The sequence below is a fragment of the Microcoleus sp. N9_B4 genome (assembly GCF_036701635.1).
Classification (GTDB): Bacteria; Cyanobacteriota; Cyanobacteriia; order Cyanobacteriales; family Microcoleaceae; genus Microcoleus.
This window is the reverse complement of record NZ_JAUBRC010000021.1, coordinates 51751-74149: the sequence shown is the minus strand read 5'-3', so window position 1 is coordinate 74149 and position 22399 is coordinate 51751. Positions and strand designations below refer to the sequence as shown.

General features: G+C 45.2%; 20 protein-coding genes and 1 pseudogene. 16 read left to right on the top strand and 5 right to left on the bottom strand.

Annotated elements, in window-relative coordinates; genetic code table 11:
- Window positions 1-243: 243 nt before the first annotated feature.
- Both QUA43_RS15730 and QUA43_RS15725 read left to right on the top strand, forming a co-directional pair.
- Window positions 244-810: a DUF3611 family protein gene (locus tag QUA43_RS15730; protein ID WP_333375126.1), complete on the top strand. Its 567-nt coding sequence runs from the start codon at window positions 244-246 to the stop codon at window positions 808-810.
- Between the two features lie 429 nt (window positions 811-1239).
- Window positions 1240-2871 carry an alpha-amylase family protein gene (locus QUA43_RS15725; RefSeq protein ID WP_333375125.1) on the top strand — a complete coding sequence of 544 codons (1632 nt, stop codon included), beginning with the start codon at window positions 1240-1242 and terminating at the stop codon, window positions 2869-2871.
- Window positions 2872-2894: 23 nt separating this feature from the next.
- Here QUA43_RS15725 and QUA43_RS15720 read toward each other — a convergent pair whose 3' ends face one another.
- Window positions 2895-3860: an S-layer homology domain-containing protein gene (locus tag QUA43_RS15720; RefSeq protein WP_333375124.1), complete on the bottom strand. Its 966-nt coding sequence runs from the start codon at window positions 3858-3860 to the stop codon at window positions 2895-2897.
- A 667-nt stretch (window positions 3861-4527) separates the two neighbouring features.
- Between QUA43_RS15720 and QUA43_RS15715 the strand changes: the two genes are divergently transcribed.
- The 7 genes from QUA43_RS15715 (at window position 4528) to QUA43_RS15685 (ending at window position 10015) form a co-directional block, all read left to right on the top strand.
- A complete protein-coding gene (locus QUA43_RS15715) occupies window positions 4528-4659 on the top strand; it encodes a hypothetical protein (RefSeq protein ID WP_333375122.1) in 132 nt (43 codons plus the stop codon).
- Window positions 4611-5138, top strand: a complete 528-nt coding sequence (locus tag QUA43_RS15710; RefSeq protein ID WP_333375121.1) for a hypothetical protein — start codon at window positions 4611-4613, stop codon at window positions 5136-5138. Before QUA43_RS15715 ends, QUA43_RS15710 begins: the two co-directional genes overlap by 49 nt.
- A gap of 155 nt (window positions 5139-5293) precedes the next feature.
- Window positions 5294-5608: a hypothetical protein gene (locus QUA43_RS15705; RefSeq protein WP_333375120.1), complete on the top strand. Its 315-nt coding sequence runs from the start codon at window positions 5294-5296 to the stop codon at window positions 5606-5608.
- An 18-nt stretch (window positions 5609-5626) separates the two neighbouring features.
- Window positions 5627-6748: a hypothetical protein gene (locus QUA43_RS15700; RefSeq protein ID WP_333375118.1), complete on the top strand. Its 1122-nt coding sequence runs from the start codon at window positions 5627-5629 to the stop codon at window positions 6746-6748.
- Window positions 6749-6918: 170 nt separating this feature from the next.
- Window positions 6919-7905, top strand: a complete 987-nt coding sequence (locus QUA43_RS15695) for a mechanosensitive ion channel family protein (RefSeq protein ID WP_333375116.1) — start codon at window positions 6919-6921, stop codon at window positions 7903-7905.
- 14 nt (window positions 7906-7919) lie between these two features.
- Window positions 7920-9245: a DUF2254 domain-containing protein gene (locus QUA43_RS15690; RefSeq protein ID WP_333375115.1), complete on the top strand. Its 1326-nt coding sequence runs from the start codon at window positions 7920-7922 to the stop codon at window positions 9243-9245.
- Between the two features lie 17 nt (window positions 9246-9262).
- Entirely contained in the window at window positions 9263-10015 is a 753-nt protein-coding gene (locus QUA43_RS15685) for a hypothetical protein (protein ID WP_333375113.1), read from the top strand.
- Window positions 10016-10371: 356 nt separating this feature from the next.
- On the opposite strand, the pseudogene QUA43_RS15680 reads toward QUA43_RS15685, so the two are convergent.
- A pseudogene (locus QUA43_RS15680) lies at window positions 10372-10630 on the bottom strand (IS701 family transposase); the annotation flags it as partial.
- 129 nt (window positions 10631-10759) lie between these two features.
- Between QUA43_RS15680 and QUA43_RS15675 the strand changes: the two are divergent.
- Both QUA43_RS15675 and QUA43_RS15670 read left to right on the top strand, forming a co-directional pair.
- Window positions 10760-13186, top strand: coding sequence for a bifunctional serine/threonine-protein kinase/ABC transporter substrate-binding protein (locus QUA43_RS15675; protein WP_333375111.1), 2427 nt, complete (start codon window positions 10760-10762; stop codon window positions 13184-13186).
- 503 nt (window positions 13187-13689) lie between these two features.
- Window positions 13690-14409 (top strand): PHP domain-containing protein, encoded by a 720-nt coding sequence (locus QUA43_RS15670; RefSeq protein ID WP_333375110.1) that lies wholly within the window; start codon window positions 13690-13692, stop codon window positions 14407-14409.
- A 346-nt stretch (window positions 14410-14755) separates the two neighbouring features.
- Here the strand turns inward: QUA43_RS15670 and QUA43_RS15665 are convergent, their stop codons facing one another.
- Window positions 14756-15922: a CO2 hydration protein gene (locus QUA43_RS15665; RefSeq protein ID WP_333375108.1), complete on the bottom strand. Its 1167-nt coding sequence runs from the start codon at window positions 15920-15922 to the stop codon at window positions 14756-14758.
- A gap of 173 nt (window positions 15923-16095) precedes the next feature.
- Window positions 16096-17610: an NADH-quinone oxidoreductase subunit M gene (locus tag QUA43_RS15660; RefSeq protein ID WP_333375106.1), complete on the bottom strand. Its 1515-nt coding sequence runs from the start codon at window positions 17608-17610 to the stop codon at window positions 16096-16098.
- Window positions 17611-17738: 128 nt separating this feature from the next.
- Between QUA43_RS15660 and QUA43_RS15655 the strand changes: the two genes are divergently transcribed.
- A complete protein-coding gene (locus tag QUA43_RS15655) occupies window positions 17739-18350 on the top strand; it encodes a Uma2 family endonuclease (RefSeq protein WP_333375105.1) in 612 nt (203 codons plus the stop codon).
- Between the two features lie 134 nt (window positions 18351-18484).
- Here QUA43_RS15655 and QUA43_RS15650 read toward each other — a convergent pair whose 3' ends face one another.
- Window positions 18485-20359 carry an NAD(P)H-quinone oxidoreductase subunit F gene (locus tag QUA43_RS15650; RefSeq protein WP_333375104.1) on the bottom strand — a complete coding sequence of 625 codons (1875 nt, stop codon included), beginning with the start codon at window positions 20357-20359 and terminating at the stop codon, window positions 18485-18487.
- On the opposite strand from QUA43_RS15650, the gene QUA43_RS15645 reads away from it, so the two are divergent.
- The 4 genes from QUA43_RS15645 (at window position 20351) to QUA43_RS15630 (ending at window position 22381) form a co-directional block, all read left to right on the top strand.
- Complete coding sequence (locus QUA43_RS15645; RefSeq protein WP_333375102.1) at window positions 20351-20476, top strand: hypothetical protein; 126 nt, start codon at window positions 20351-20353, stop codon at window positions 20474-20476. The genes QUA43_RS15650 and QUA43_RS15645 overlap by 9 nt on opposite strands.
- A gap of 506 nt (window positions 20477-20982) precedes the next feature.
- Window positions 20983-21294, top strand: a complete 312-nt coding sequence (locus QUA43_RS15640) for a carbon dioxide-concentrating mechanism protein CcmK (protein ID WP_006635059.1) — start codon at window positions 20983-20985, stop codon at window positions 21292-21294.
- Window positions 21295-21390: 96 nt separating this feature from the next.
- The gene (locus QUA43_RS15635) at window positions 21391-21732 is read left to right on the top strand and encodes a carbon dioxide-concentrating mechanism protein CcmK (protein WP_006635058.1); all 342 of its coding nucleotides are present in this window, start codon (window positions 21391-21393) and stop codon (window positions 21730-21732) included.
- Between the two features lie 343 nt (window positions 21733-22075).
- The gene (locus tag QUA43_RS15630; protein WP_006635057.1) at window positions 22076-22381 is read left to right on the top strand and encodes a EutN/CcmL family microcompartment protein; all 306 of its coding nucleotides are present in this window, start codon (window positions 22076-22078) and stop codon (window positions 22379-22381) included.
- Window positions 22382-22399 lie beyond the last annotated feature (18 nt).

Sequence of the window (22399 nt, the reverse complement as noted above, 5' to 3'; positions counted from 1 at the left end):
GGAGGATTTTAGGAAAATCAAATCACCACAGCGGCAGTGCCTGTGTAGAGTTCAATCTTTTATTGACCGGAAATTGCCGAATTCGGTTCCCAAACATCCGGCATCCTGTCCTGCCCTTAACTGAACTTTTCAGGAAAACTCTAATAGCTAACCACAAGGCGATCGCTTGCGACAGGAAGACAACCAGAACCTCTTTTTTACCTCGTTTATTTTGATGCTCAATTCAGCAATTAGGTGGATATAATGAATCAACCAGAATCCGTGCCACAACCGCTGACCCAAAGCGAATTCGTCGCAACTTTTCGCTTGTTTAGTAGATTTAGCTTCTGGATACAGTTATTCTTGGGTGCTGTTTCCGGCATTGTTTTATTATTTGCTATGTTGGGTCGCAACATGGGCGAACAAACCAATAATGCAGGTATTGGTTTCGGGGTAGTTTTAGCAATAATTGGCCTGTTATTGCTGGGCTTTAGAATATTTTGGGATTTTCGCTATAGGCTGTTAGGCAGACTTTTGCACGCCGAAAATTCCCAGGTATATCCCAGCAAAGAACATATTACTCACACCTTACGGATTGGATTAGTTTCTAGTTTGGTGGGGGTATTAATCGCCTTTGTTGCTTCTGAAGAAACAGTTGCTTTAGTCCTCGCAAAAACTCTTAGTCAGCCCCAAGCGATGACAGCTTATGCGCCAGAAAATGTGATTCGTTCCCTAGATATTTTTGTGACGATGGCAAACGTAAATCTGATTGGCGCTCACTTTTTTGGAGCTGTTACTTCTCTTGGGTTACTCAATTGGGTAGAAGATTAGTTGGCAGCATTGGCGATCGCTAAAGGCAAACACAACTCCTATGCCGTTAGGAATTACAAGCGCTGCCCGATTTAACTAAGGTTGGTGGCTTTGCACTGTCTTGGCGAAAGAGAGCGAAGACAGTGCAAAGCCACAAGCTAAACAAGTTGGCTATTTGGATCAACATCTAATCGGAAATTGGTAGCGATCGCTCCTGCTAATTGTAGTCAGCCGGATCGACCGTTTTTTAATTGGAAAAACGTAATTTATTATCTTGGTAGATGTTTAATATACCTTTATATTGATATTTTAAATGGGTACAAATATGACTTAGAATTATCTTCCGAAGGATGAGCTATAGCCGTGGAATTCAGCTTCCTAAATAGCCCTGTGGCAGGGTTTCTGAACACAGCCATGTTACACCGTTTCTCTATTAAGAAATTTACTGATATGAAAGACCTCTGGTATAAAAACGCAATTGTCTACTCCCTCGATGTTGAAACCTTCATGGACTCGGACGGCAATGGTGTCGGCGACTTTCAAGGACTTATCAACCGCCTAGACTATTTATCCGCGCTAGGAATTACTTGTTTGTGGTTGCTGCCGTTTTATCCTTCCCCTAACCGGGACAATGGTTACGACGTGATGGATTACTACAACATTGATCCGCGACTGGGAACTTTGGGAGATTTTGTCGAGTTCATGCACCAAGCAAGGGAACGAGGCATTCGCGTGCTGATCGATCTGGTAGTAAATCATACGTCCAATCAGCATCCTTGGTTTGTGGCAGCCAAAAGCGATAAAAACTCCAAGTATCGCGATTACTATGTGTGGTCAGAAAATCCACCCAAAACTGCTCCAGAATTGCTGGTGTTTCCCGATGCGGAGGACAGTATTTGGGAGTACGACGAACAAGCAAACGCTTACTATTTGCATCACTTCTATAAAGAACAGCCAGATTTGAATATTTCCAATCCGGCGGTACGAGAAGAAATCTGCAAAATTATGGGTTTCTGGCTAGAACTAGGCGTGTCTGGATTTCGCATTGATGCTGTTCCCTTTTTAATTAAAGGAATTGGCATCGAAGGTGCAGACCCCGAAAGCCTGCGAGGTTTCTTGGAAGAAATGAGAGAGTTTGTGTCATCGCGTCAGGGTGATGCAGTGTTGCTGGCCGAAGCAAATGTCGATCGCGAGCAAATTTCTATCTACTTTGCTAAGGGCGACAGAATGCACATCCTGTTCAACTTTTTGCTGAACCAGCATCTGTTTTTGGCCCTGGCGCGTCAAGAATCCACCGCATTGCGCGATGGACTAAAAACCTTACCGGATATTCCTGATATTTGTCAGTGGCTTAATTTTGTGCGCCATCATGATGAACTGACGCTAGACCGCATTACTTCATCGGAACGAGAGGAAATTTTTGCAGCGTTTGCCCCTGAGAAAACTATGCAAATTTTCGGGCGCGGGATTCGTCGTCGCTTACCACCGATGATGGGAGGATCTCGCCGCCGGATTGAACTAATCTACAGCTTGCTGTTCACCCTGCCTGGTACACCCATGCTGCGCTATGGCGAAGAAATTGGCATGGGCGATGACCTTTCGCTGGAAGGTCGAGGTAGCGTCCGCACGGTGATGCAATGGTCAGATGCAGCGAATGGTGGCTTCTCGACGGCTGCAACTGATGTCCTTGCCAGACCTGCGATCGCCAACGGAGAATACGGTTACAAACAAGTCAATGTCGTTGCAGCGCAGCGCGATCCTGCCTCATTAATTAACTGGATGGAACGTGCAATCAGCATCCGCAAGCAATGTCCTGAGTTGGGTAGGGGCAAGTGGCACATTCTGGAAACCGACTCTCCCTCGGTGTTAGCCCACTGCTGCGACTGGCAAGGCAGGACGGTGATTGCTGTGCACAATCTAGCCGACAAACCTTGTACCGCTACGCTCAAATCTAACGAATACACTCCTCTGTTCGATTTATTTGGCGATCGGCTCTATGAATCTATCGATGCGGACTCGCCCTCTATTCCCTTAGAGGCCTACGGCTATCGCTGGTTTCGAGTCAATAGAATCCTAGGGTAAAAAAGTTAATGTTGATGGCAGAACTAGCGACGTGGGCTCGTAGGAATGTACTTAGCACTATCCTTGTCTGGAAGCGGTTTTATCTGACCTTGATTGACCAAAGCTTGATGAATTAGGGCAGTAGCACTACCCCGACTGAGCAACTCGTTCGGATTAAGAACTGTGGGATCTGGATAGTTGACCACTATCTTTGCCTTTGTCGCTGCTGCCACGGGTTCAACCGCATATTTAGGAAGTTTCTCGGCATCTTTATAATACGAATTGAGAAAATCTAATGCCGAATTTTTAGCAGGCGCAGTTGCAGCTTTTGTCGTTGTTGGTGGAACAGTCTTAGCCGGTTTAGGTGCGGGCGCAGCCGCAGGCTGCTGTCTTGCCACTACAGGTAATAACGGCTGCATTAAAACAGTCGCTGCGAGGGGAAATGCCAAACGGTTCTTAGCAATTCGACGTTTATTTACTGGAGTTGGTCTTGCTGGAGTCGCAGCAGCTCGATCGGTTTTGACAACAGGGGGATTGAAATCCATATTTAAACCCCTCATTAACACAACTAATGCTTGTGCTTTAGTCAAGGGCTGCTTCGGACGAAACTCATTTCCGGGAAAATCATTCATAAATCCCGCTTCATAAGCTTCTTGAATCGGAGTTTCTGCCCAATAGTTTTGAGGCACATCCTTAAAGTAACTTCCACTCGGGATATTTCTAACGCTTGATCGATTAAAAGCTTGGCGGATCATCGCCGAAAATTCATCCCGATCCACAGCCTGTTTGGGTCTAAAAGTTCCGTCTAGATATCCGGTAACAATCTCTTTTTCAGCTAAGGAATCAATAAACGGACGCCCCCAGTAATTCGGCGGTACATCAGGAAATTTCGATTTAGCTTGTTGAGCAGCAACTTGCTGGGAACTTAGCACAAAGCCAGTGCCACTGACACTAATGGCTAAAGCTAAAAAGGCTACGCTGATTGACGGTAAATGCCTGCGATCAGACATGATAAATATCCTCCTGATTTTGGCATTTTTAACGAGACTATTTGGCTGAGTTAAAGCGGATTACGTTTTTTTCTATCCGATTCCCATTCGGTTTTTACATCTAACTCTTCGCGACGTACTGTGTCTGTTGCCTCAACCGTATCTTGCTCAAGGTTGTTTCCTGTAGTATCTACATCCAGCTTTGCACCTACTTTAGATAGATATCAGTTCTAATACTTCCTTCTTCTGAATGATTCAGCAAATTGAAAATCATCAAGATAGCAATATTTTTTTATATTTTTCTATCTTTAGATAGATGAATTAAGCTCTCCCGTACTAAACGGAATAAATGGATCTAATTATTCCTAGGTTGGGTTGAGCCAATCTACAACCTTTAGGCCAAAATATCTCACAATGATTTCTCAGGTTTTATTATCACCTCAACTACGGGAGATCCTACAACAACTACGAGAGATTCTACAAAATTAAGGGCATCTATAAGTAGCTACGAGGGTTTTTTCTGAATGAGATTTCGATTTATGAGCGAAATTACTACTTTTGATATTTAAAATAATCAAATTAAAAAATATTATGCCCCTCGGTAGATATTCTAGTAATAATTATTAAGTAGAATTAAACTACAGGCAACGGAAAACAAGCAACAACGTAACGCAGGGGTTAATCTTTTATGACTTATCCAGATCGATCGGGCAGTCAACTCACTGATCCTACAATCGTCAATCCGCTGGTGGATTACCACGATCAAGTGAGGTGGGGCCAATTTTGGCAGGAATTGCGATCGCTCTGGGCACTCAACTAATTTTAAGCGCTTTGGCAATGGCGATCGGATTAAGCGCCGGTGCAACAGGTGCGGATGCAGGTTCGGTTGGTTTTGGGGTCGTAATTTGGTCGATTATCAGTTTGCTAATTTCCCTATTTTTAGGCGGTTGGGTGATGGCTCAAAGCTGCGGCCCTATGACTAAGAAAACAGCATTTTTGAATGCAGCAATTCTTTGGGGAGCTACATTAGCACTTAGTGCTTGGTTATTAGGAAGCGGGATATCGGGTGCTGTTGGCGCTGCCGCTGCTAATGCTGGAGAAATTGCCAATCAAGTACAACAACAGGGCGGCGTTAATATACCGAATCAAGCGCCGAATGTAGACCCAAATCAAGTTCGCGATCTAGCTGGTAATACAGCTAAAGCTACTTGGTCATTTATACTTGGCTCTTTGCTGAGTTTGGCAGCGGCAATGATTGGTGCTGCTCTTGGCGCTCGCAAACCTCGCGTTTATGCTTGATTAGCGATGATAAAACCTGAAAATTTAACAAGCACAGCAGGGAGTCGAATTATTTTATAGCATGGGGATGATGATTCATCTTTTCTTGGAGAAGATGAACAAGCTAAAAACCTTTTCTAAGGTTTTGGCATAGAGATTTAAAAGGAGATAAAGCGATGCAACAGCAAAGTATCTGGCAAAAATATACAACGTTAACAAATTCGCTCTTGTTAACAGCAACGGTTTTAGTTGCTCCCTCGTTCGCCGCGGATACAAATCAAACACAGATTCAAGGTGAATCTTTACTAGCGCAAGTACCGGATAGCTGTCGCCAGGTTATTGCGAGGAATGGCCTTAATGTTCGGCGACAACCGACGGCTAACAGCGAAGCGGTTGGCATTATCGGTTCCGCACGAAATGTGACGATTCAGAGTCTTGGTGAGAATGGCTGGGTACCAATTACAGCCCCGATACAAGGCTACTTATTGTAGTTAATTGAAAAAACAGTGATGGATGACCAATCAAACCAAAAAAAAGAAACTAATTCACAGCAAAAGTCTGATTTGTTAAATTTCATTGCTGAGACAACAGAATCTGCACTGAATACAGGCAAAGCGGTTTTTGACACAGCATTAGAGTTGGGGGAAGCTGCTGCTAAACAAACTTATCGATTGATTGGACAAGCGACGCAAGGAACCGGAGATGCGGTAACTTATGTTGGCAATCTTCCCTTTGTTAAACCAGTGGCAGGGCTACTCAGGCTTGATTGGTTAGTTGGGGTCAGCGATCGCATCGACTTAGCCAAAGCCGAAGCTCAAGTCAAGGAACTCCAACAAAAGTATCCTAATGAAGATCCCAGCGAAATTGCCCATCGCATTATGGTGGAAAAAGCGATTCAAGCGGGTGGTGTAGGATTTGCTAGCAGCATTTTACCCGGTGTCGCGGCTGCACTGCTGGCGATCGATTTAGCGGCGACTACTGCGATTCAAACCGAAATGGTTTATGAAATTGCCGCCGCCTATGGGATGGATTTGCAACAGCCAGCCCGAAAAGGCGAGGTTTTGGCAATTTTTGGGTTAGCGCTAGGCGGTAGCAACGCAATGAAAGCTGGTTTGGGCTTTTTACGCAACGTACCGCTGGCTGGCGCGATGATTGGTGCGAGTACGAATGCGACGATGCTGTACGCGCTGGGATATGCGGCGCGCCAGTTTTATGAAGCCAAAGTCAGGGAAGAGACTGAAGAACCTGGAACCGAAACGCTGCAAGCGATCCAGCAACAAAGCGAGAAATATCTCGATGTGGCGATCGCCCAGCAAGCGGGCATGGATCAAATTATGGTTCACATGATTTTGGCAAGTTATCCTAACAAAAACTGGGAAGATATTCTGCCAGAATTGAAGGTCTTGCAATTAAATGCCGATTCTCTCAAAAGGATTGCTGCTAACATCAAGTCCCCCAAACCATTGGGTGCATTGTTAGAGCAACTTAACCCCGACTTTGCAGTACCGCTATTAGCTCAATGCCGTCGGATTGCCGAAAATAGCGGAGAGGTTTCCGAAGCAGAACAGAGGGTGCTGGATGCGATCGCACAAAAACTCAACGGTCAAGATGTGGCTTCGATATCCACTTGAAAAAAATTGTTGGTGCGTTAGCTTTCTGCGTAACGAACCATCCCCAATATTTACTGTGGCTGTGTAAGTCCTAAATTAGGCTCACGTTAAAGTAATCTACAGGCTTAAGATAGAGTTTGACATGGCTAATTTTAATACTATCAATAACGACTGATGCAAGAGGAAGTTGTATGACAGCAGAAATATCTGGAGTCTGGGACAAGATTGAGAGCATGATCAATGACTTCATTGTCCTGCTGCCTAATATGATACTAGCGTTCATTGTTTTTGGAATCTTTTTCTTTGTTGGCCAGTCAATTAAGAGAGCGGTCAGGCGGCTTACCCGCAACCACCGCCAATCCCGGAATTTGGGACTGGTGTTGGGAAGGTTAGCGCAGGGTATTACTGTTTTGGTGGGTCTGTTTATTGCCTTGTCGATTATAATTCCCACATTTAGAGCAGGCGATTTGGTGCAACTGCTGGGAATTAGCGGGGTAGCGATTGGTTTTGCCTTTCGCGATATCTTACAAAACTTCCTAGCTGGTATCCTAATTCTTTTGACGGAACCGTTCCAAATAGATGACCAGATTGTGTTTAAAAACTTTGAGGGAACGGTAGAAAATATTGAAACTCGCGCTACAACAATCCGAACCTATGATGGTCGCCGGATTGTAATTCCCAATGCCGAATTGTTCACCAATTCTGTTACTGTGAATACCGCCTTTGATAAACGCCGGATGGAATACGACGTTGGTATCGGCTACGGCGATGATATTCACCGAGCCAAGCAGTTAATGATGGAAGCTATGCACAGTGTGGATGAGGTTTTGAATGACCCTGCTCCTGACGTGTTGCTGATGGAACTTGCAGGAAGTACCGTCAATATCCGCGCTCGATGGTGGATTGCTCCGCCGCGACGAATTGACGATCTGCGATCGCGGGACAAGGTACTTTCTGCGATTAAGGAAAAGCTGACTGCCAATGGCATCGACTTGCCCTTTCCTACGCAGCAAATTTTGTTTCACGACCAAACCGAAGAGACGGATGGCGATCGCAAACGTCAACGGGAAGGATGGCCCGCTGGTAATGGCGAAGTTCCCAAACCCCGCAGCATCAGCGGTTCTCTGCAAAAACTAATTGAAGTGCGATCGCAACAAGACGGCAACGGGCAATCTTAACCCCACCCCAACTCATGAAAAATGTCAAATTAAGCAAACTTTGGGACTCGCTGCACTCTAGCTACTGGTTTATCCCAACGTTGATGGCGGTGGCGTCGATAATTTTAGCGATCGCCATGCTGACACTTGACCGCACGGGTAATATACCAAACTGGAGGTGGATTTACACGGGTGGAGCCGATGGTGCGCGAGCGGTTCTTTCATCGGTTGCCGGTTCAATGATCAGCGTTGTTGCTACAGCTTTTTCCATTACTATTGTGGCCCTTCAGTTGGCGAGCTCCAATTTTGGGCCCCGATTGCTGCGTAGTTTTATGCAGGATACGGGCAATCAAATCGTGCTTGGCACCTTCATTGCCACGTTTATTTACTGTTTGCTCGTACTGCGAACCATTCATGGAGAAGGAGAAGGATACAGTCTCTTTGTACCCCAACTCTCGGTTACAGTTGGTACCGGATTGGCAATTGTCAGTATCGGCGTACTGATTTACTTTATCCATCACGCATCAACCATTATTCAAGCGTCCCATGTAATTACTCAGGTTAGTGGAGATTTAGACAAAGCTCTAGATCGTTTGTTTCCCGAAAAAATCGGAGAAGGTAAGGCGAAAAACTCGCCACCAGTGGTAGAAATTCCGGAAAATTTTGACTCGGCAGCAAGTTCAATCAAAGCCACTGGCGAGGGTTATTTGCAAGCAATCGATGACGACGAATTAATGAAAATTGCGCGTAAGTACAATCTGCTTGTACGTCTTACAACTAGACCGGGAAAGTTTATCGTCAAGGGTAGCGATGTAGCGATTATTTTCTCTGAAAAAGGGGTGAATAAAAGCTTGAACCAACCGATTAACGATGCTTTTATTCTGGGCCACGAACGGACTGAATATCAAGATGTAGAATTTCCCATCGATCAATTAGTTGAAATTGCCTTGCGTGCGATTTCTCCTGGTATTAACGACCCGTTTACTGCGATTCGGTGTATCGATCGACTCAGCGCCGGATTATCCCGCCTCGCTGAAAGGGATTTTCCCTCGCCCTATCGCTACGACGATGAACAGAATTTGCGCGTCATTGTTGAGGGAGTGACGTTTGAAGGGTTAGTCGATGCGGCCTTTAACCAAATTCGCCAGTACAGTAAATCAGATGTGGCGGTCACAATTCGCTTATTGGAAGCTATAGCTTGCATCGCCACTTACACCCGCAATTCCAAACAACGAGAAGCTTTACGCCGTCACGCGGATATGATTTTAAATAGTAGCCGTGAACAAATCTCTCAGGAGCAAGACCAGAAAGATGTGCAAGAGCGGTATCACCAAGTCATTAAAGCTTTAAGACAGGATTAATTTGGTAGAGCAGAATTATGGTAATAACAGCAGCTTTGCGATCGGCTCCTAATACTTTAGCTTTAACCGCGCTGATTGCCATTGGTTTAGCGCTGACACATTTATTTTGCGGCAAGTTGCGGTTTGCTCCTATTCCTCGCAACCGCTGGCTTTCAGCAGCAAGTGGGGTTTCGGTAGCTTATGTTTTTGTGCATATTTTACCGGAATTAAATCAGCACCAAGCGGTATTAAAGCAAGTAGAATCAGGAGTTATTTCCTATCTAGAACACCACGTTTATTTAATAGCTTTGTTAGGATTGACTGTATTTTACGGCCTGGAGCGAATTGCAAATTTATCTCGTCAGCGTCGCGCAGACGATGTGACCAGTCTTGGTGTTTTTTGGTTGCACATTGGCTCTTTTTCAATCTACAACGCTCTGATTGGCTATCTGCTGCTGCATCGGGAACAACCGGGCATTACGAATCTGCTGTTGTTTTCTTGTGCAATGGCACTGCACTTTGCAGTGAACGACTCTGGTTTGCGGGAACACCACAAGCATATTTATGACCGCATCGGGCGCTGGATACTAGCAGCAGCTATTATGGTGGGGTGGGTGTTGGGTAGCGCTACTGAAATTGGAAAAACTGCGATCGCAGTTTTATTTGCTTTTTTAGCAGGAGGAATTGTTCTCAACGTCCTCAAAGAAGAATTGCCAGAAGAACGAGAAAGTCGGTTTTGGGCATTTGCCCTTGGTGCCGGAATTTACACGGCTCTTTTATTGGCTTTGTAGGGGAATCATATCGATTCCGGTTGCACTCCTTATGATTGTTGACTGTTGACTGTTGACTGTTGACAGTGAGTCAAAAGAATGAAAATTCCGCGAATTATTTGTTGGCAGGTTGATTCGACTTTACGCCCGACGATGAAGCGCGGATTTGATATCCTCATTCCGGCGCAGCCGGAATTGATATCAAATAAAGCCAAAACGTTCTAGCTTAAAACCATTAGAAGGAGCAAATCGTTCTTTCAGACGCCGCTTAAAATTACCGGGATAATTTTTCCTAGCACTGCTACCAACTGCGGCGGTATTAACAGTCTTAACTTTAAAAGGTAAGGCTCAGATCGTAGTTTAAATGCTTAACAACTTACATCTAATGACAGACTTTTTACTCGATCATATAAATGTGTAGTTAATAAGACTACGCAGTTATCAGTTTGGGCGATTTCACGCCATATATTGTCTGCCAACTCTTGCAGTTAAAGAGCCACTTTTTTGCCCTTTCCTGAGTCATATATGATTAGGGTGAACCCCGTTTTTTGGGATTTGTGGCTAAAAACATCGTCTCTCGCGACGACACCATTTATCGAAGCATGGGGGCATGGCGGTGGGAGTTGTTTCCTTTATGAGAGTTTTTCGACGTGGAAGCGCCAACTACACTACAATGGATTTTACAATAAAAGGGACTAATTTTTGGTTTAAGTCCCTATAATCAACATTAAAGGCGGCAGCCTGTCAAGAGGTGTTGGAAAATTTATGTGTGTCAACTTAGGGCATATCCTACATGAAAGGTACGAAATTCTCGCTTTGTTGGGAGAGGGAGGGTTTGCGAGAACCTACACGGCTGTACAAATAAACAAACCTAATAATCCTCTGTGCGTTGTTAAGGAAATTCCTTTTCCCCCATCGAATGATCCGCGCGTCTTGGAGAGGGCAAGGAAGCGATTTGAAAGGGAGGCTAGCGCTTTGCGCCGTCTCGGCAAAAACTCGCGCATTCCCGAATTATTCGATAGCTTTGAAGAAAACGATTATTTTTACTTAGTTCAAGAATATATTGAAGGACATCCGCTTAGTCAAGAACTCACTGCGGGCAATCGGGGGAATGAGAAAAATACCGTTGCTTTGTTGCGGGAAGTTCTGGAAATATTAAAATCAGTCCACCAAGAAAATATTATTCACCGCGATATTACACCTTCTAACTTAATTCGGCGCAAAACCGATCAAAAAATTGTTTTAATTGATTTTGGGGCTGTCAAAGAAATCAGCACTTTTACGGCTAACTCTACAGGTGAAATATTAACATCGCAGGCGATCGGCACCAGCGGTTATATGCCTGCCGAACAATACAACCCGCGGTCTCTCCCGCAACCATACAATGATATTTATGCAGTAGGAATCATCGCCATCCAAGCTGTCACCGGGCAACGTCCCACCAATCTGCCGCAAGACCCCGAAACTTGTGAAATTGTCTGGGATTACTCGACGCCCGATCGCCCTGCGGTACAAGTTAGCGACAAGCTCAAAAATATTGTCACCAAGATGGTGCGTTTCCACTTTCAAGACCGCTACCAATCTGTTGATGAAGTTTTGCAAGACTTGGATTTGTCGATCGTCGAAGGGCCCAAGTTACCCAAAACTTCGCGGAAGTTGCGATCGCGCTTTCGCGGGCTGCTGTTAGGCGTTGCGGGAATTGTGGCTTTTGGGGCGATCGTATTTTTAATCCCCAGAATTTCCCCGCTAATCCATAGAATGTCCCCGCAACCAACGCTGCCTACACCATCCCCCGATGGTGTAAGTTCCGGCGAAAAACTCCTAGTGCAAACCTCCGCCCTGTGGTCAAAACAAAGGGGAATCAATGAGTTTGCCGACGGAAATTATCCCGAAGCTTTAAAATTGCTCAAACAGTCCTGGCGGGAAGACCGCAGAGATCCAGAAACTTTAATTTACATCAACAATGCTCTACTGAAGGCAAAAAATGCAGAATATTATACGATCGCAATTGTTGTTCCCATTCGCAGAAATCAGGACGGCAGCATCCTCAACGCAAATTTAGCAGAAGAACTGCTCCGTGGCATTGCTCAAGCTCAAACCGAAGTTAATTTAGGTCTTCTGGCTGCAAATGAGAACAATAAAAATTTTCCCGGTCAAGGCTTTCTCCAACCAAAAGCTATTAAAGGAAAAGGTCTCAAAGTCATCATTGCTGATGATGGCAATATCAAATCCTACGCGGTTCAAAGGGCTAATTATCTGGTCGCTCAGCCCGATATTCTAGCAGTTATCGGACACTACACCAGCGACATGACTGTAGAAACCGTAGATATTTACAATCAAAATCAACTAATCGCCATTTCTCCGGGAAGCACCACAGAAGAACTGACGCGAAAACCTCGAAAATTTTTCTTTCGGACGGCTCCGACAACTAGCATAGAAGCTGAATCTTTAGTAAATCAACTGCTAGGGGTCGGTGAGAAAAAAGCCGCAGTATTTTACAATCCCAACAGTCCGTTTAGCGCTTCTTTGTGGGAAGAATTCAAAGAGCAATTTGAAGCAAAAGGAGGCTCGACTTTTAGAATCAGGAATTATTACGATTTATCTAAAAATAATTTAGACGCCGAAGCAGCAATCAAAGAAGTTGAGAAAGCCGGAAAAACAGCCTTACTTGTCATTCCCGACGGTCAAGTTACTAATTCCCTGGAAAATGCGATCGCAATGATTAAAGCTAATGGCGATCGCAATTGGATTGTCGGGCCCTGGACTCTGTACGAGCCGAGAACGTTAGAAGTAGCAAAACAGCTAAAGTCTGTTGAAAAACTGGGCATATCCGTGTTTTGGCATCCGTTAATAAGTTTTGACAAAAAATTTCCGCAAAACGCTGAAAAATTGTGGGGAGGCCCGGTCAATACTCGATCGGCTTTAACCTACGATGCCGCCCGGACGCTGATTAAAGCCCTAGAAATGCAGGCGGAACCCAGCCGCGAAGGAATGCAAAAAACCTTAGCCGATCCAAACTTTAAAGCCGAGGGAGCTACGGGTATAATTGAGTTTGACTCCAAGACTGGAAATCGGAAAAACCCTCCTAAACGAGTGGCGCATATTGTGCCGTGTTCTAGAGAACAGTTTGGAGTTACATTTGTGCCGAACGAATTTCCCACAGCCGCAGCCGCAGGTTTAAAGTGCGATTGAATTGATATAGCAATCCTTGCAGGAGTCGTAAACTTTTTACCCCACTCCAACCCTCCCCTTATCAAGGGGAGGGAGTAAGAAATTCACAAATGATGCGAGGATTGCTATATCTTGTGGCATTTTCCACAAACCTTTTAAGCGTGGGCAGGGTGCCCACTCCACAATAAAATTTACTCTTGGTGGAACAGGCCGGAAAGCCTCTTGCTGAGAATGATGCAATAGGTGCGAGTAAATTGATATCTTGCGGCATTCTCCCCAAACCTGTAGAGGCGAGTTTTACCAACTATAAATTGCCTAAAATCAATAATCTCATAAACCCGCCCCCACCCGACAATAAAATTCTGGATAAAGAATTGTGCCAGATGTGCGAGTGAATTGATATTTTGTGCCGAATGCAACAATCCGCCAGATGTTTCAATCCTACAGCCGACTATTGCCACAGGTGCAACATATCAATTTATTAGATATATTAAACAAGGTTAGTTTTTTTTATAATAACGCTTATGGCTGTCAATCTCGCTTCCCCAACAAGTTCTAGTCTCAAACCAGAAGCCCAGAATATCTCAGCACTCAAACAAGTCTTTCAGACAATTGATGCCGATAGCTGTCCGGGTTCCTATAATTTTCATATGCACACAGTCTACTCCGACGGGCGATTGCAGCCAGAGAAATTGATGGAACAAGCCATAGCCGGAGGCCTCAAGGGCTTAGCTATCACCGACCACCACAGCACCGAAGGCTACGTTAAAGCTCAAATTTGGCTGGATAATTGGAAATTAAACCATCCCGACAAAAATAGCCAAGCACCTAGTCTCTGGACAGGCGCTGAAATTAATGCCGAATTGCTCAACAATGAGGTACACATTCTCGGTTACGCCTTTGATCCGCAACATCCCAGTCTCAAACCTTACTTGCGAGGTAAAAGTACAGAAGGCACTTATTGTTATTCAGCAGCCAGGGTAATTGAAGCTATTCATGAAGCAGGAGGTTTAGCAGTTCTAGCACATCCTTGCCGGTATCGATCGACTGCAGATAAACTAATCCCAGAAGCAGCCCGTTTCGGCATTGACGGTGTAGAAATTTACTATGCTTACGGTAATCCAAATCCTTGGAAACCGAGTCCCAAACAAACTGCTTTAGTCAAAGATTTAGCAGAAACTCACGGTTTGCTGGGAACTTGCGGCACGGACTCTCACGGCCTGAGTCTTCTAGTCCGAATCTAGAGAGTTTGGAAATAACAAGTGCTTTATCCTGTCATTACCAGTCTAAGCGTTAGCGGATATATCTATGATGAAAGCAATCACAATGAGCCGAAAACAAACAGTTTATCAGGTCATATTAGGTTCGCTAAAATGACTATAAAATTGTTTGGTAGTGAGGACTTCAGTCCTCATAAAAGTCTGTGGACTGAAGTTTTCACTACTTGCCTGATAACGGCTATTTTACGGGACGTGATATCATTGCGATCGCCCGGATGCTCTTTCGGTATCCCAAAGTAAGCAATTGCTTTCTTCAGGTAATATTCTTGCAACTCCGAGAGACATTGCGCCCTAAAAACCAGTCGCCCTTCTACCGTTCGGGGAACAACTGACAGGCCCGGTTAGTTGGCTGATTTGCCCAATCCAAGCGAGAATCCCCAAATCGATCCATCCAACCTTCCAAATAAGCGCGATTAGCCTTTTTTTCCTCTGGATCGGAGGTATTCATGGGATGAGGTGCTAGACCCAAAATAGTCGCCGTCGTCACGCAAAACATGGACTTCTGAAAACTTTGGCAAATTTGCACCCGCACATCGTCTTCACCGCGACAGCTAGTGCGATAAACTTCGTGCAAATACTCCGGCAAATAATGGCGCATATCTTGCATCAATTGAGTGGGCGGAATCCCTGCACCTCCAATAGGTAAAGGATCAGCAAACAAAGCCCCGTAGGCAAAATCTTTTTGTTTTTCCGGGATTTGATGGGCTTGAGCGTTGTAGGAAACTGTGCCAAAAAAAGCTGTGCCCCGAAAGAAAACAGCCTCTACATAAGGCACGGCTACATCTGGTAAAAATGTCAAGTTAGCCGAGGCCGGAATGATATCGTAGACTTGACCGTGAATCTTGACGCTGTAGGTAATCGGTAGGCTGGCCGCGGCGACTAAACCGGCTTTGACAAAATCAACTACATCAGAAATAGACTTAGTTTCCCCTCGATCGTAGGAATCAGATAAGTCCATAAACAAATCGCTCATTACCCGCCAAAACTGACCGAGACCGGTGTAGTAAGCCAGCATCCGCACTTGTTCCGGCAAAAAATTAGGAAAGGTTTTGTTTAGTCCCTGCATGAAAAAATTGCCTTTCAATTTAGCAGCGATCGCCTTTTCGACCAAACTGCTAAATTCCGGGGAATCTAAATAACTGTCCAAACCCCCGCCGCCGTGCCAAAGCATTGTTCTCATGCAATACTCAGCATACTCAAAATTAATCCTGTCGTGCCACCAATAGCGAATTAATTTGGGCAGCGTCACCTCTCCGTTGAAATATTTAAAAAACGGGAAAAGCACTAAAAACTGTTCTTCTGCAATATAATTGAGATTGCGAGAATAGGCATCTAAAACAATAGCATAACTTTTCAGCACGCCGACAACTTCAACCACATTTTCCGTAGATTCAGGCAGTAAAGCTTGGCCTGATTCCAAGATGTCAATGTATGCGGATAGGGGATGGGAAGATGGTTTTAATACGGTACTTGTCATTTTTATTTAACCTTAATTGAAGGAAGGCACGACACGGATTTGAACACGGATACACTGATGAATGGAATAGGTAGGGACACGGCACTGCCGTGTCTCTACAGCCGTCTGCTGTATTTCATGGGATTGAAAACTGCCATAGGACTAAAGTCCTCACTACGAACCTAGGTCATATTTTATTTCAAGTTTTGAGCAATCACTTTAACTTGCGGTGGCACATTGGCTACCATTCCGATCGCAGTTTTCTCGCTTAAACCAATTAAAACTCCCGGTTGCACTCCCATGATGGCGATAATTACTGCTAAAATCAGCGAAGGGATGCGATCGCGCCAGCGGACTTGCGGCAAATTTACCACTACATCCGAAAGGCGGCCGAAAAAGGCACGGTTGACCATAATTAAAAAGTAAACTGAAGTTAAACCAGTGCCGATCATGCAGAGCAAAGTTTGCACGGGAAACACTGGCAAACTGCCCCGAAATATCAAAAATTCAGCAATAAATCCAGCCAAACCCGGAATGCCGGCACTTGCCATCACGCCGAGGATCATTAAACTGCCAATCATCGGCAAACCGCGATCTGGATTGAATAAACCTTTGAGCACATCGATGTTGCGGGTGCCGGATTTTTTGTAAACAATGCCGACACTCAAAAATAGCAACCCCGAAATTAAACCGTGGCTAACCATTTGCAAAACAGTTCCCAGCATACTAATCGGAGTAGCTGCGGCGCTAGCTAACAAAATGTAGCCCATGTGAGCGATCGAACTGTAAGCTACAATTTTTTTCATATCTTTTTGGGCGATCGCACAACTCGCGCCGTAAAGCACACTCACCACCGCCCAACTCGCCAACCAAGGTGCCGCCACCGCCCACGCATCGGGAAACAAACCTAAACCAAAGCGCAGCATCCCATAAGTTCCTAGCTTCAAAAGCACCCCCGCCAGCAGCACCGAAACCGGCGTCGAAGCTTCTACGTGAGCATCCGGCAGCCAAGTATGAAAAGGCACCAAAGGCATCTTAATACCAAAAGCCAGCAACACCCCTGCCAGCAAAACAATTTGCCTTACCAAAGGCAATGGCAATCCTCCTTGCAAATGCGATGCGCCCGCTGCACCAACCATATCGAAACTCGAAGCACCGCTAAGCCAACCAGTACCCAAGAAAGCAGCCAGCAGCACAATTCCCGAAAATGCAGTATAGATTAAAAACTTAGTAGCAGCATAACCCCGGCGCTCGCCTCCCCAAATCGCAATTAACAGGTAAAGCGGAATCAATTCTACCTCAAAAAACAGGAAAAACAGCAGCAAATTTTGAGATAAAAAAGCCCCTGTTACGCCGCCGGTAATTAACAGAATCAAAGAATAATAAAGTCGAGGTCGGCGGATCGACTCATCCGTAGCGTAAATAGCTATTCCTGTCAGTAGAGTATTTAAAATTACCAAAGGCAGAGCCAAACCATCAACACCGAGATTGTAATTCAATCCCAAAACATCTATCCAAGGAATAAATTCCGAAAACTGCAACTGACTGGTACTGGCATCAAACTGAACTGCCAAAATCACCGAGAGAATAAAAGTTATACCCGCAATGGCGATCGCGACATTCCGAACTATTTTAGAACTCACTGAACCAGGCCAGAGCCCAATCAGGGCAGCCGCCAACATAGGTATCCAGATTAAAGCACTGAGCATCAATTAAAACTTTCCTTTGTTACACAGTATTTAGAGCTATATTTAACATTAACGCAAAGCAACTACATATAAAAGCGATCGGCTGATTTTCTTGTTAACATAGATTCAAATGTCTCTGGAATCCTCCTATGACCTCAAGTCTTACAGATCGAGAAGATTTGCAAATTAAATCCGGTTCTCCTTCCACCCGCCTCACCGTTGCCGACTTGGAACAACTGCAAGGTATACTCTGCGAAGCACATCTCGACTACCAATTAGAACTGGTAGACGGGAAGATTATCATTATGGGCCCATCAGACATTGTATCGAGCGAAATTGGGGCAGAGTTTGGCAGACTTTTGGGGAACTGGGTCAAACCTCGCAAACTCGGACGAGTATTTGAATCTAGCGGCGGGTTTATCCTCCCCAATTCCGATCTCAGAGCTCCCGATGTTTCTTTTGTGACAGCAGATCGCCTCAAACAAAGTAAAAGGTATTTTGCCGAACTTGTTCCCGACTTAGTTGTAGAAATCAAATCTCAGTCCGATCGCCTCAAACCCCTCCGAGAAAAAATTTTATCATTCATCGAACTCGGAGCCAAAGTAGGAATATTAATCGACCCAGACAAGCGCACAATAACAATTTACACTCCGACAGCCGAGCCCGTGGTATTGAGAGACGGCGACATGATTTCAATTCCCGAACTTTTGCCCGGTTGGGAAGTTCCAGTGACCGAATTGTGGCCGATCGAGTTTGAATAAAATTAGATAAAAAAGCAGACAAACCCAGAAAAAAATCATCTGCGTTCATCTGCGTTCATCTGCGGTTTAAAATTAAATAACATCAGACAAAAAGCAGACAAACCCCGAAAAATTCATCTGCCAACCACTGCGGTTTAAAACTGCCAAATAATCAACGCCAGCAACACCGCAACCCCCCCCACAATAGTCAACACATAAAACTGCGACTGACCGGTGCCGCTGTACTTCAACCCTTCACCGCTGAAAATTGTGGCAAAACCGAACAAATTCACCGCCCCATCCACCACATACCTATCAGTCCAAGCGCTGATTTTAGAAATAAAAGCCACAGCCCAAACGACAGTCAAGCGGTAAACTCGATCGATATAAAAATCGTAAGCAAACAAATCCTGCAACGCCGGCACCGGCAGCCGTACCGGTCGAGGTAAAACCCCGTACCAATAAATCGCCACCCCAACTGCAACGCCAATCAACCCAGATAACAACAACAGCGGCGTATCCAGCGTCTTCAAAAGCAAATTTAAAGCATCAAAATCTCCCGTTTCCGCCCAAGGGCCAGTCCAACTAATTAACAGTTGCCACTGCTGCAACATCCAAGGCACCAATAGCCCCATCACTGTCAAAATTACCATCGGCAAAGCCATCGGCCAACCAACTTCTGGAGTTCTGCGAGTTTTCGGCTGCGGTTTTCCCACAAAGACTAAACCGAATATGCGAGTTAAATTTAGCGCTGTCAAACCGTTAACTAAAAGCAGCACTATTACCAGCCACAAAGGCACCGTCCAAAAACCGTTGAGCCAGCGCCGCATCGCCCAAAAGTTGCCCAGAGGCAACAGGGCTACCATCCCCGCAGCGCCTACTAAATAAGCCGTAGTCGTGGCCGGCATCTTTGACCACAACCCACCCATTTCTGTTAAATTTTGAGTGTTAGTTGTGGTAATAATTGACCCTACGCTCATGAATAATAGGCCCTTGGCGATCGAGTGGGCGAACAGCAACAGCAAAGCAATGTCAACTTGATTTAGCCCCACGGCGATAAACACCAAACCCAAAGAAGCGCTGGTAGAATGCGATAGTGCTCTTTTGAGGTCGATTTGGGCGATCGCCACCAAGGAAGCGCCAACAGCCGTCACCGCACCCAACACCACCAGCACCGCATCTGTCACGGGCGACAGCGCTAAAACAGGCTGAAGTTTAATCAAAACATAAGCCCCAGCGCCCACAACTACCGTATTCCTCATAATCGAAGCCGGGTTGGGCCCTTCCATCGCCTCGTCGAGCCACAAATGGAAGGGAAATTGAGCGCACTTGGCCGTAGGTGCGGAGATTAAAGCCAAACCTAAAAGAGTCGCTACTAGGGGAGACAAAGTTGCAGTTTCCGCCCATTTTTCCAAATCGGAAAAATTCAAACTTCCCGCTAAAGTTGAAAGCGTCACTACTCCCATCAGCAGTGGCACGTCTCCTACACGCTTGGTTAAAAACGCATCTCTAGCGGCTGTTACTACCAGCGGTTGAGCGTACCAAAACCCGACTAGCAAGTAAGTTGAAAGCGTCAGCATTTCCAACAAAGCGTAAGTTAGAAGCAGCGAGTCGCTAATGGCAATGCCGCTAATTGCCGCTTCAAAAAAACCCAGCAGCCCAAAAAATCGAGCTAGCGCCCAGTCTTTTTCCATGTAGCCAAGAGCGTAAATTTGTGCTAGCAAACTCAGAACACTAACTAACTCCATTGCTCCGACGCTGACCGTGGAGATTTCTATTGCAAAAGACAAATCTAAATCGGCTGCTTGCACCCAGTGCACGAGCAACTGTTGGGGTGGTTGATCCCAAGTCGCTGTAAAAATAACTGAGCCGTGTATGAAAGCCACCACCGTCATCAGCAAATTGAAGTAAGCTGCAGGTCTTGGGCCTGTTCTGCGAATGGTGCCGGTAGACCACGGCAAAGTTAAAATTGCGCCTATTAAGCCATATAAAGGTACCCACCAACAGGCTTGGAGGAGAAATTGAGTCATTTAATTTATGCCTTAAACTTGAAATTACTGGCTGCTTTTATACAAAAACAGTCGCGGGCGATCGCGCGAGACCCTAAAACTTTGACTAAACCCGATCGTATAGTTGTGGCAAAATAATTTGCAGTCCAGATTAACTATACATGAAAGCATCAAAACTGATAATTATCTCAACACAAAATTATAGGCTGAGCAGAGGAGGCAGTCAAAGAAAAAAATGCCTGCCGATGGGCAAAGACTGCCTTTTTTGCCGATTTCCCTGCGATCCCCATTTTGAAATCCCCTAGTTTCCCGCCAGCGATCAGCTCCGGCTTCGCATACCGAACTCTACTTGATGAGTATTCTTACTTACTTTAATCCCCCCTCGCTCTCGACATCTATTCCTCTAAATATTAAGATTATTAAATAAATATTAAATAATTTTAAGTAACATAAAAAAATTTAATTTTTGTTATTAAACATTATGATGTTAGTTTATATTGTCAAGGTGGACAGCTTCCCCTATTCTTATAGGATAGGAAGCTTTACACTGCCTTACTAAAAAATGTGGGCCTCCCCGTCCAAATTTTTAGATTTCTCAAAGATTTGTAACGGTAATTCCGCTAGTCCTCACAGGAGATTCAAAAATGTCAATTGCCGTGGGAATGATTGAGACAAAAGGTTTTCCCGCTGTTGTGGAAGCTGCCGATGCTATGGTCAAAGCTGCCCGCGTTACCCTCGTGGGCTATGAAAAAATCGGCAGTGCCCGCGTCACCGTAATTGTGCGCGGCAACGTGTCGGAAGTCCAAGCCTCAGTCGCAGCAGGAGTGGAATCCGTCAAGCGTGTGAACGGCGGAGAAGTCGTCTCTACCCACATCATCGCTCGCCCCCACGAAAACCTAGAATACGTTCTGCCGATTCGATATACAGAAGCAGTAGAACAGTTCCGAGGCTACTAAGTTCTTAGCGCACAAAAATTTCGTTCAACGAAAATTTGTGCGATCGTCAAAAATTAACAGTTTAGTTCCCCCAATATTCAATCAGGAGTAAAACCAATGGCAATTGCAGTTGGCATGATCGAAACCCTAGGCTTCCCCGCAGTTGTAGAAGCTGCTGACGCGATGGTCAAAGCAGCCCGCGTCACCTTGGTAGGCTACGAAAAAATCGGTAGCGCTCGGGTTACGGTCATTGTAAGAGGAGATGTCTCGGAAGTGCAAGCTTCTGTCGCAGCCGGAGTAGAGTCAGTGAAGCGCGTTAACGGCGGACAAGTGATGTCCACCCACATTATCGCCCGCCCTCACGAAAACTTAGAGTACGTGCTGCCGATTCGCTACACCGAAGCTGTAGAACAGTTCCGCGAAGGCGTCAGTGGCATTCGCCCCCTCAACAGATCATAAGATAGGCGATTCCCTACGGGATAGCTTCGCTTCACGGCTGTTAGGGGCGTTTGGTAATTAAAAATTAAAAATCGCGATGTTTTTGATTTAGCATTTTTAATTTTTAATTGAGGTGGGCATGGGATATTGGTTATTAGTCATTAGTCATGAGTCATTAGTCATGAGTCATTAGTCATGAGTCATTAGTCATGAGTCATTAGTCATTAGTTATGAGTCATTAGTCATTAGTTACTAGACGAATAACTCTAAACGGCGGACAGCGGACTGAGCAAAACTAATAAAAAAAAGACAAGTGACCCTGTAAAAATGACAATTACCAATTACCTATTACCTATTACCTAAAATGCAAATGGCCAAAGTTCTCGGCACAGTTGTCAGTACCCAAAAAGAGCCGACGCTGAGAGGATCGAAATTTCTACTGCTGCAATTCATCGATGAGGAAGGTTCGCCAGTTCCCGGCTATGAGGTAGCCGCTGACTGTGTGGGCGCAGGTATAGATGAATGGGTTTTAGTAACCCGAGGCAGCGCAGCCCGGATCGCGCCCGGAAGTGAAAACCGTCCGATCGATGCTCTAGTAGTAGGCATTATAGATACTGTCAATGTAGAAAACCGCCTCATTTACAGTAAAAAAGACGACCCGTACGGCTAGTTGCAACCGTTAGCAGTT

Excerpts from the sequence above, each read along its gene's own strand:
- QUA43_RS15730 (WP_333375126.1), top strand. The coding sequence starts at position 244 with ATGAATCAACCAGAATCCGTGCCACAACCGCTGACCCAAAGCGAATTC.
- QUA43_RS15725 (WP_333375125.1), top strand. The coding sequence starts at position 1,240 with ATGAAAGACCTCTGGTATAAAAACGCAATTGTCTACTCCCTCGATGTT.
- QUA43_RS15720 (WP_333375124.1), bottom strand. The coding sequence starts at position 3,860 with ATGTCTGATCGCAGGCATTTACCGTCAATCAGCGTAGCCTTTTTAGCT.
- QUA43_RS15715 (WP_333375122.1), top strand. The coding sequence starts at position 4,528 with ATGACTTATCCAGATCGATCGGGCAGTCAACTCACTGATCCTACAATC.
- QUA43_RS15705 (WP_333375120.1), top strand. The coding sequence starts at position 5,294 with ATGCAACAGCAAAGTATCTGGCAAAAATATACAACGTTAACAAATTCG.
- QUA43_RS15700 (WP_333375118.1), top strand. The coding sequence starts at position 5,627 with ATGGATGACCAATCAAACCAAAAAAAAGAAACTAATTCACAGCAAAAG.
- QUA43_RS15695 (WP_333375116.1), top strand. The coding sequence starts at position 6,919 with ATGACAGCAGAAATATCTGGAGTCTGGGACAAGATTGAGAGCATGATC.
- QUA43_RS15690 (WP_333375115.1), top strand. The coding sequence starts at position 7,920 with ATGAAAAATGTCAAATTAAGCAAACTTTGGGACTCGCTGCACTCTAGC.
- QUA43_RS15685 (WP_333375113.1), top strand. The coding sequence starts at position 9,263 with ATGGTAATAACAGCAGCTTTGCGATCGGCTCCTAATACTTTAGCTTTA.
- QUA43_RS15675 (WP_333375111.1), top strand. The coding sequence starts at position 10,760 with ATGTGTGTCAACTTAGGGCATATCCTACATGAAAGGTACGAAATTCTC.
- QUA43_RS15670 (WP_333375110.1), top strand. The coding sequence starts at position 13,690 with ATGGCTGTCAATCTCGCTTCCCCAACAAGTTCTAGTCTCAAACCAGAA.
- QUA43_RS15665 (WP_333375108.1), bottom strand. The coding sequence starts at position 15,922 with ATGACAAGTACCGTATTAAAACCATCTTCCCATCCCCTATCCGCATAC.
- QUA43_RS15660 (WP_333375106.1), bottom strand. The coding sequence starts at position 17,610 with ATGCTCAGTGCTTTAATCTGGATACCTATGTTGGCGGCTGCCCTGATT.
- QUA43_RS15655 (WP_333375105.1), top strand. The coding sequence starts at position 17,739 with ATGACCTCAAGTCTTACAGATCGAGAAGATTTGCAAATTAAATCCGGT.
- QUA43_RS15650 (WP_333375104.1), bottom strand. The coding sequence starts at position 20,359 with ATGACTCAATTTCTCCTCCAAGCCTGTTGGTGGGTACCTTTATATGGC.
- QUA43_RS15640 (WP_006635059.1), top strand. The coding sequence starts at position 20,983 with ATGTCAATTGCCGTGGGAATGATTGAGACAAAAGGTTTTCCCGCTGTT.
- QUA43_RS15635 (WP_006635058.1), top strand. The coding sequence starts at position 21,391 with ATGGCAATTGCAGTTGGCATGATCGAAACCCTAGGCTTCCCCGCAGTT.
- QUA43_RS15630 (WP_006635057.1), top strand. The coding sequence starts at position 22,076 with ATGCAAATGGCCAAAGTTCTCGGCACAGTTGTCAGTACCCAAAAAGAG.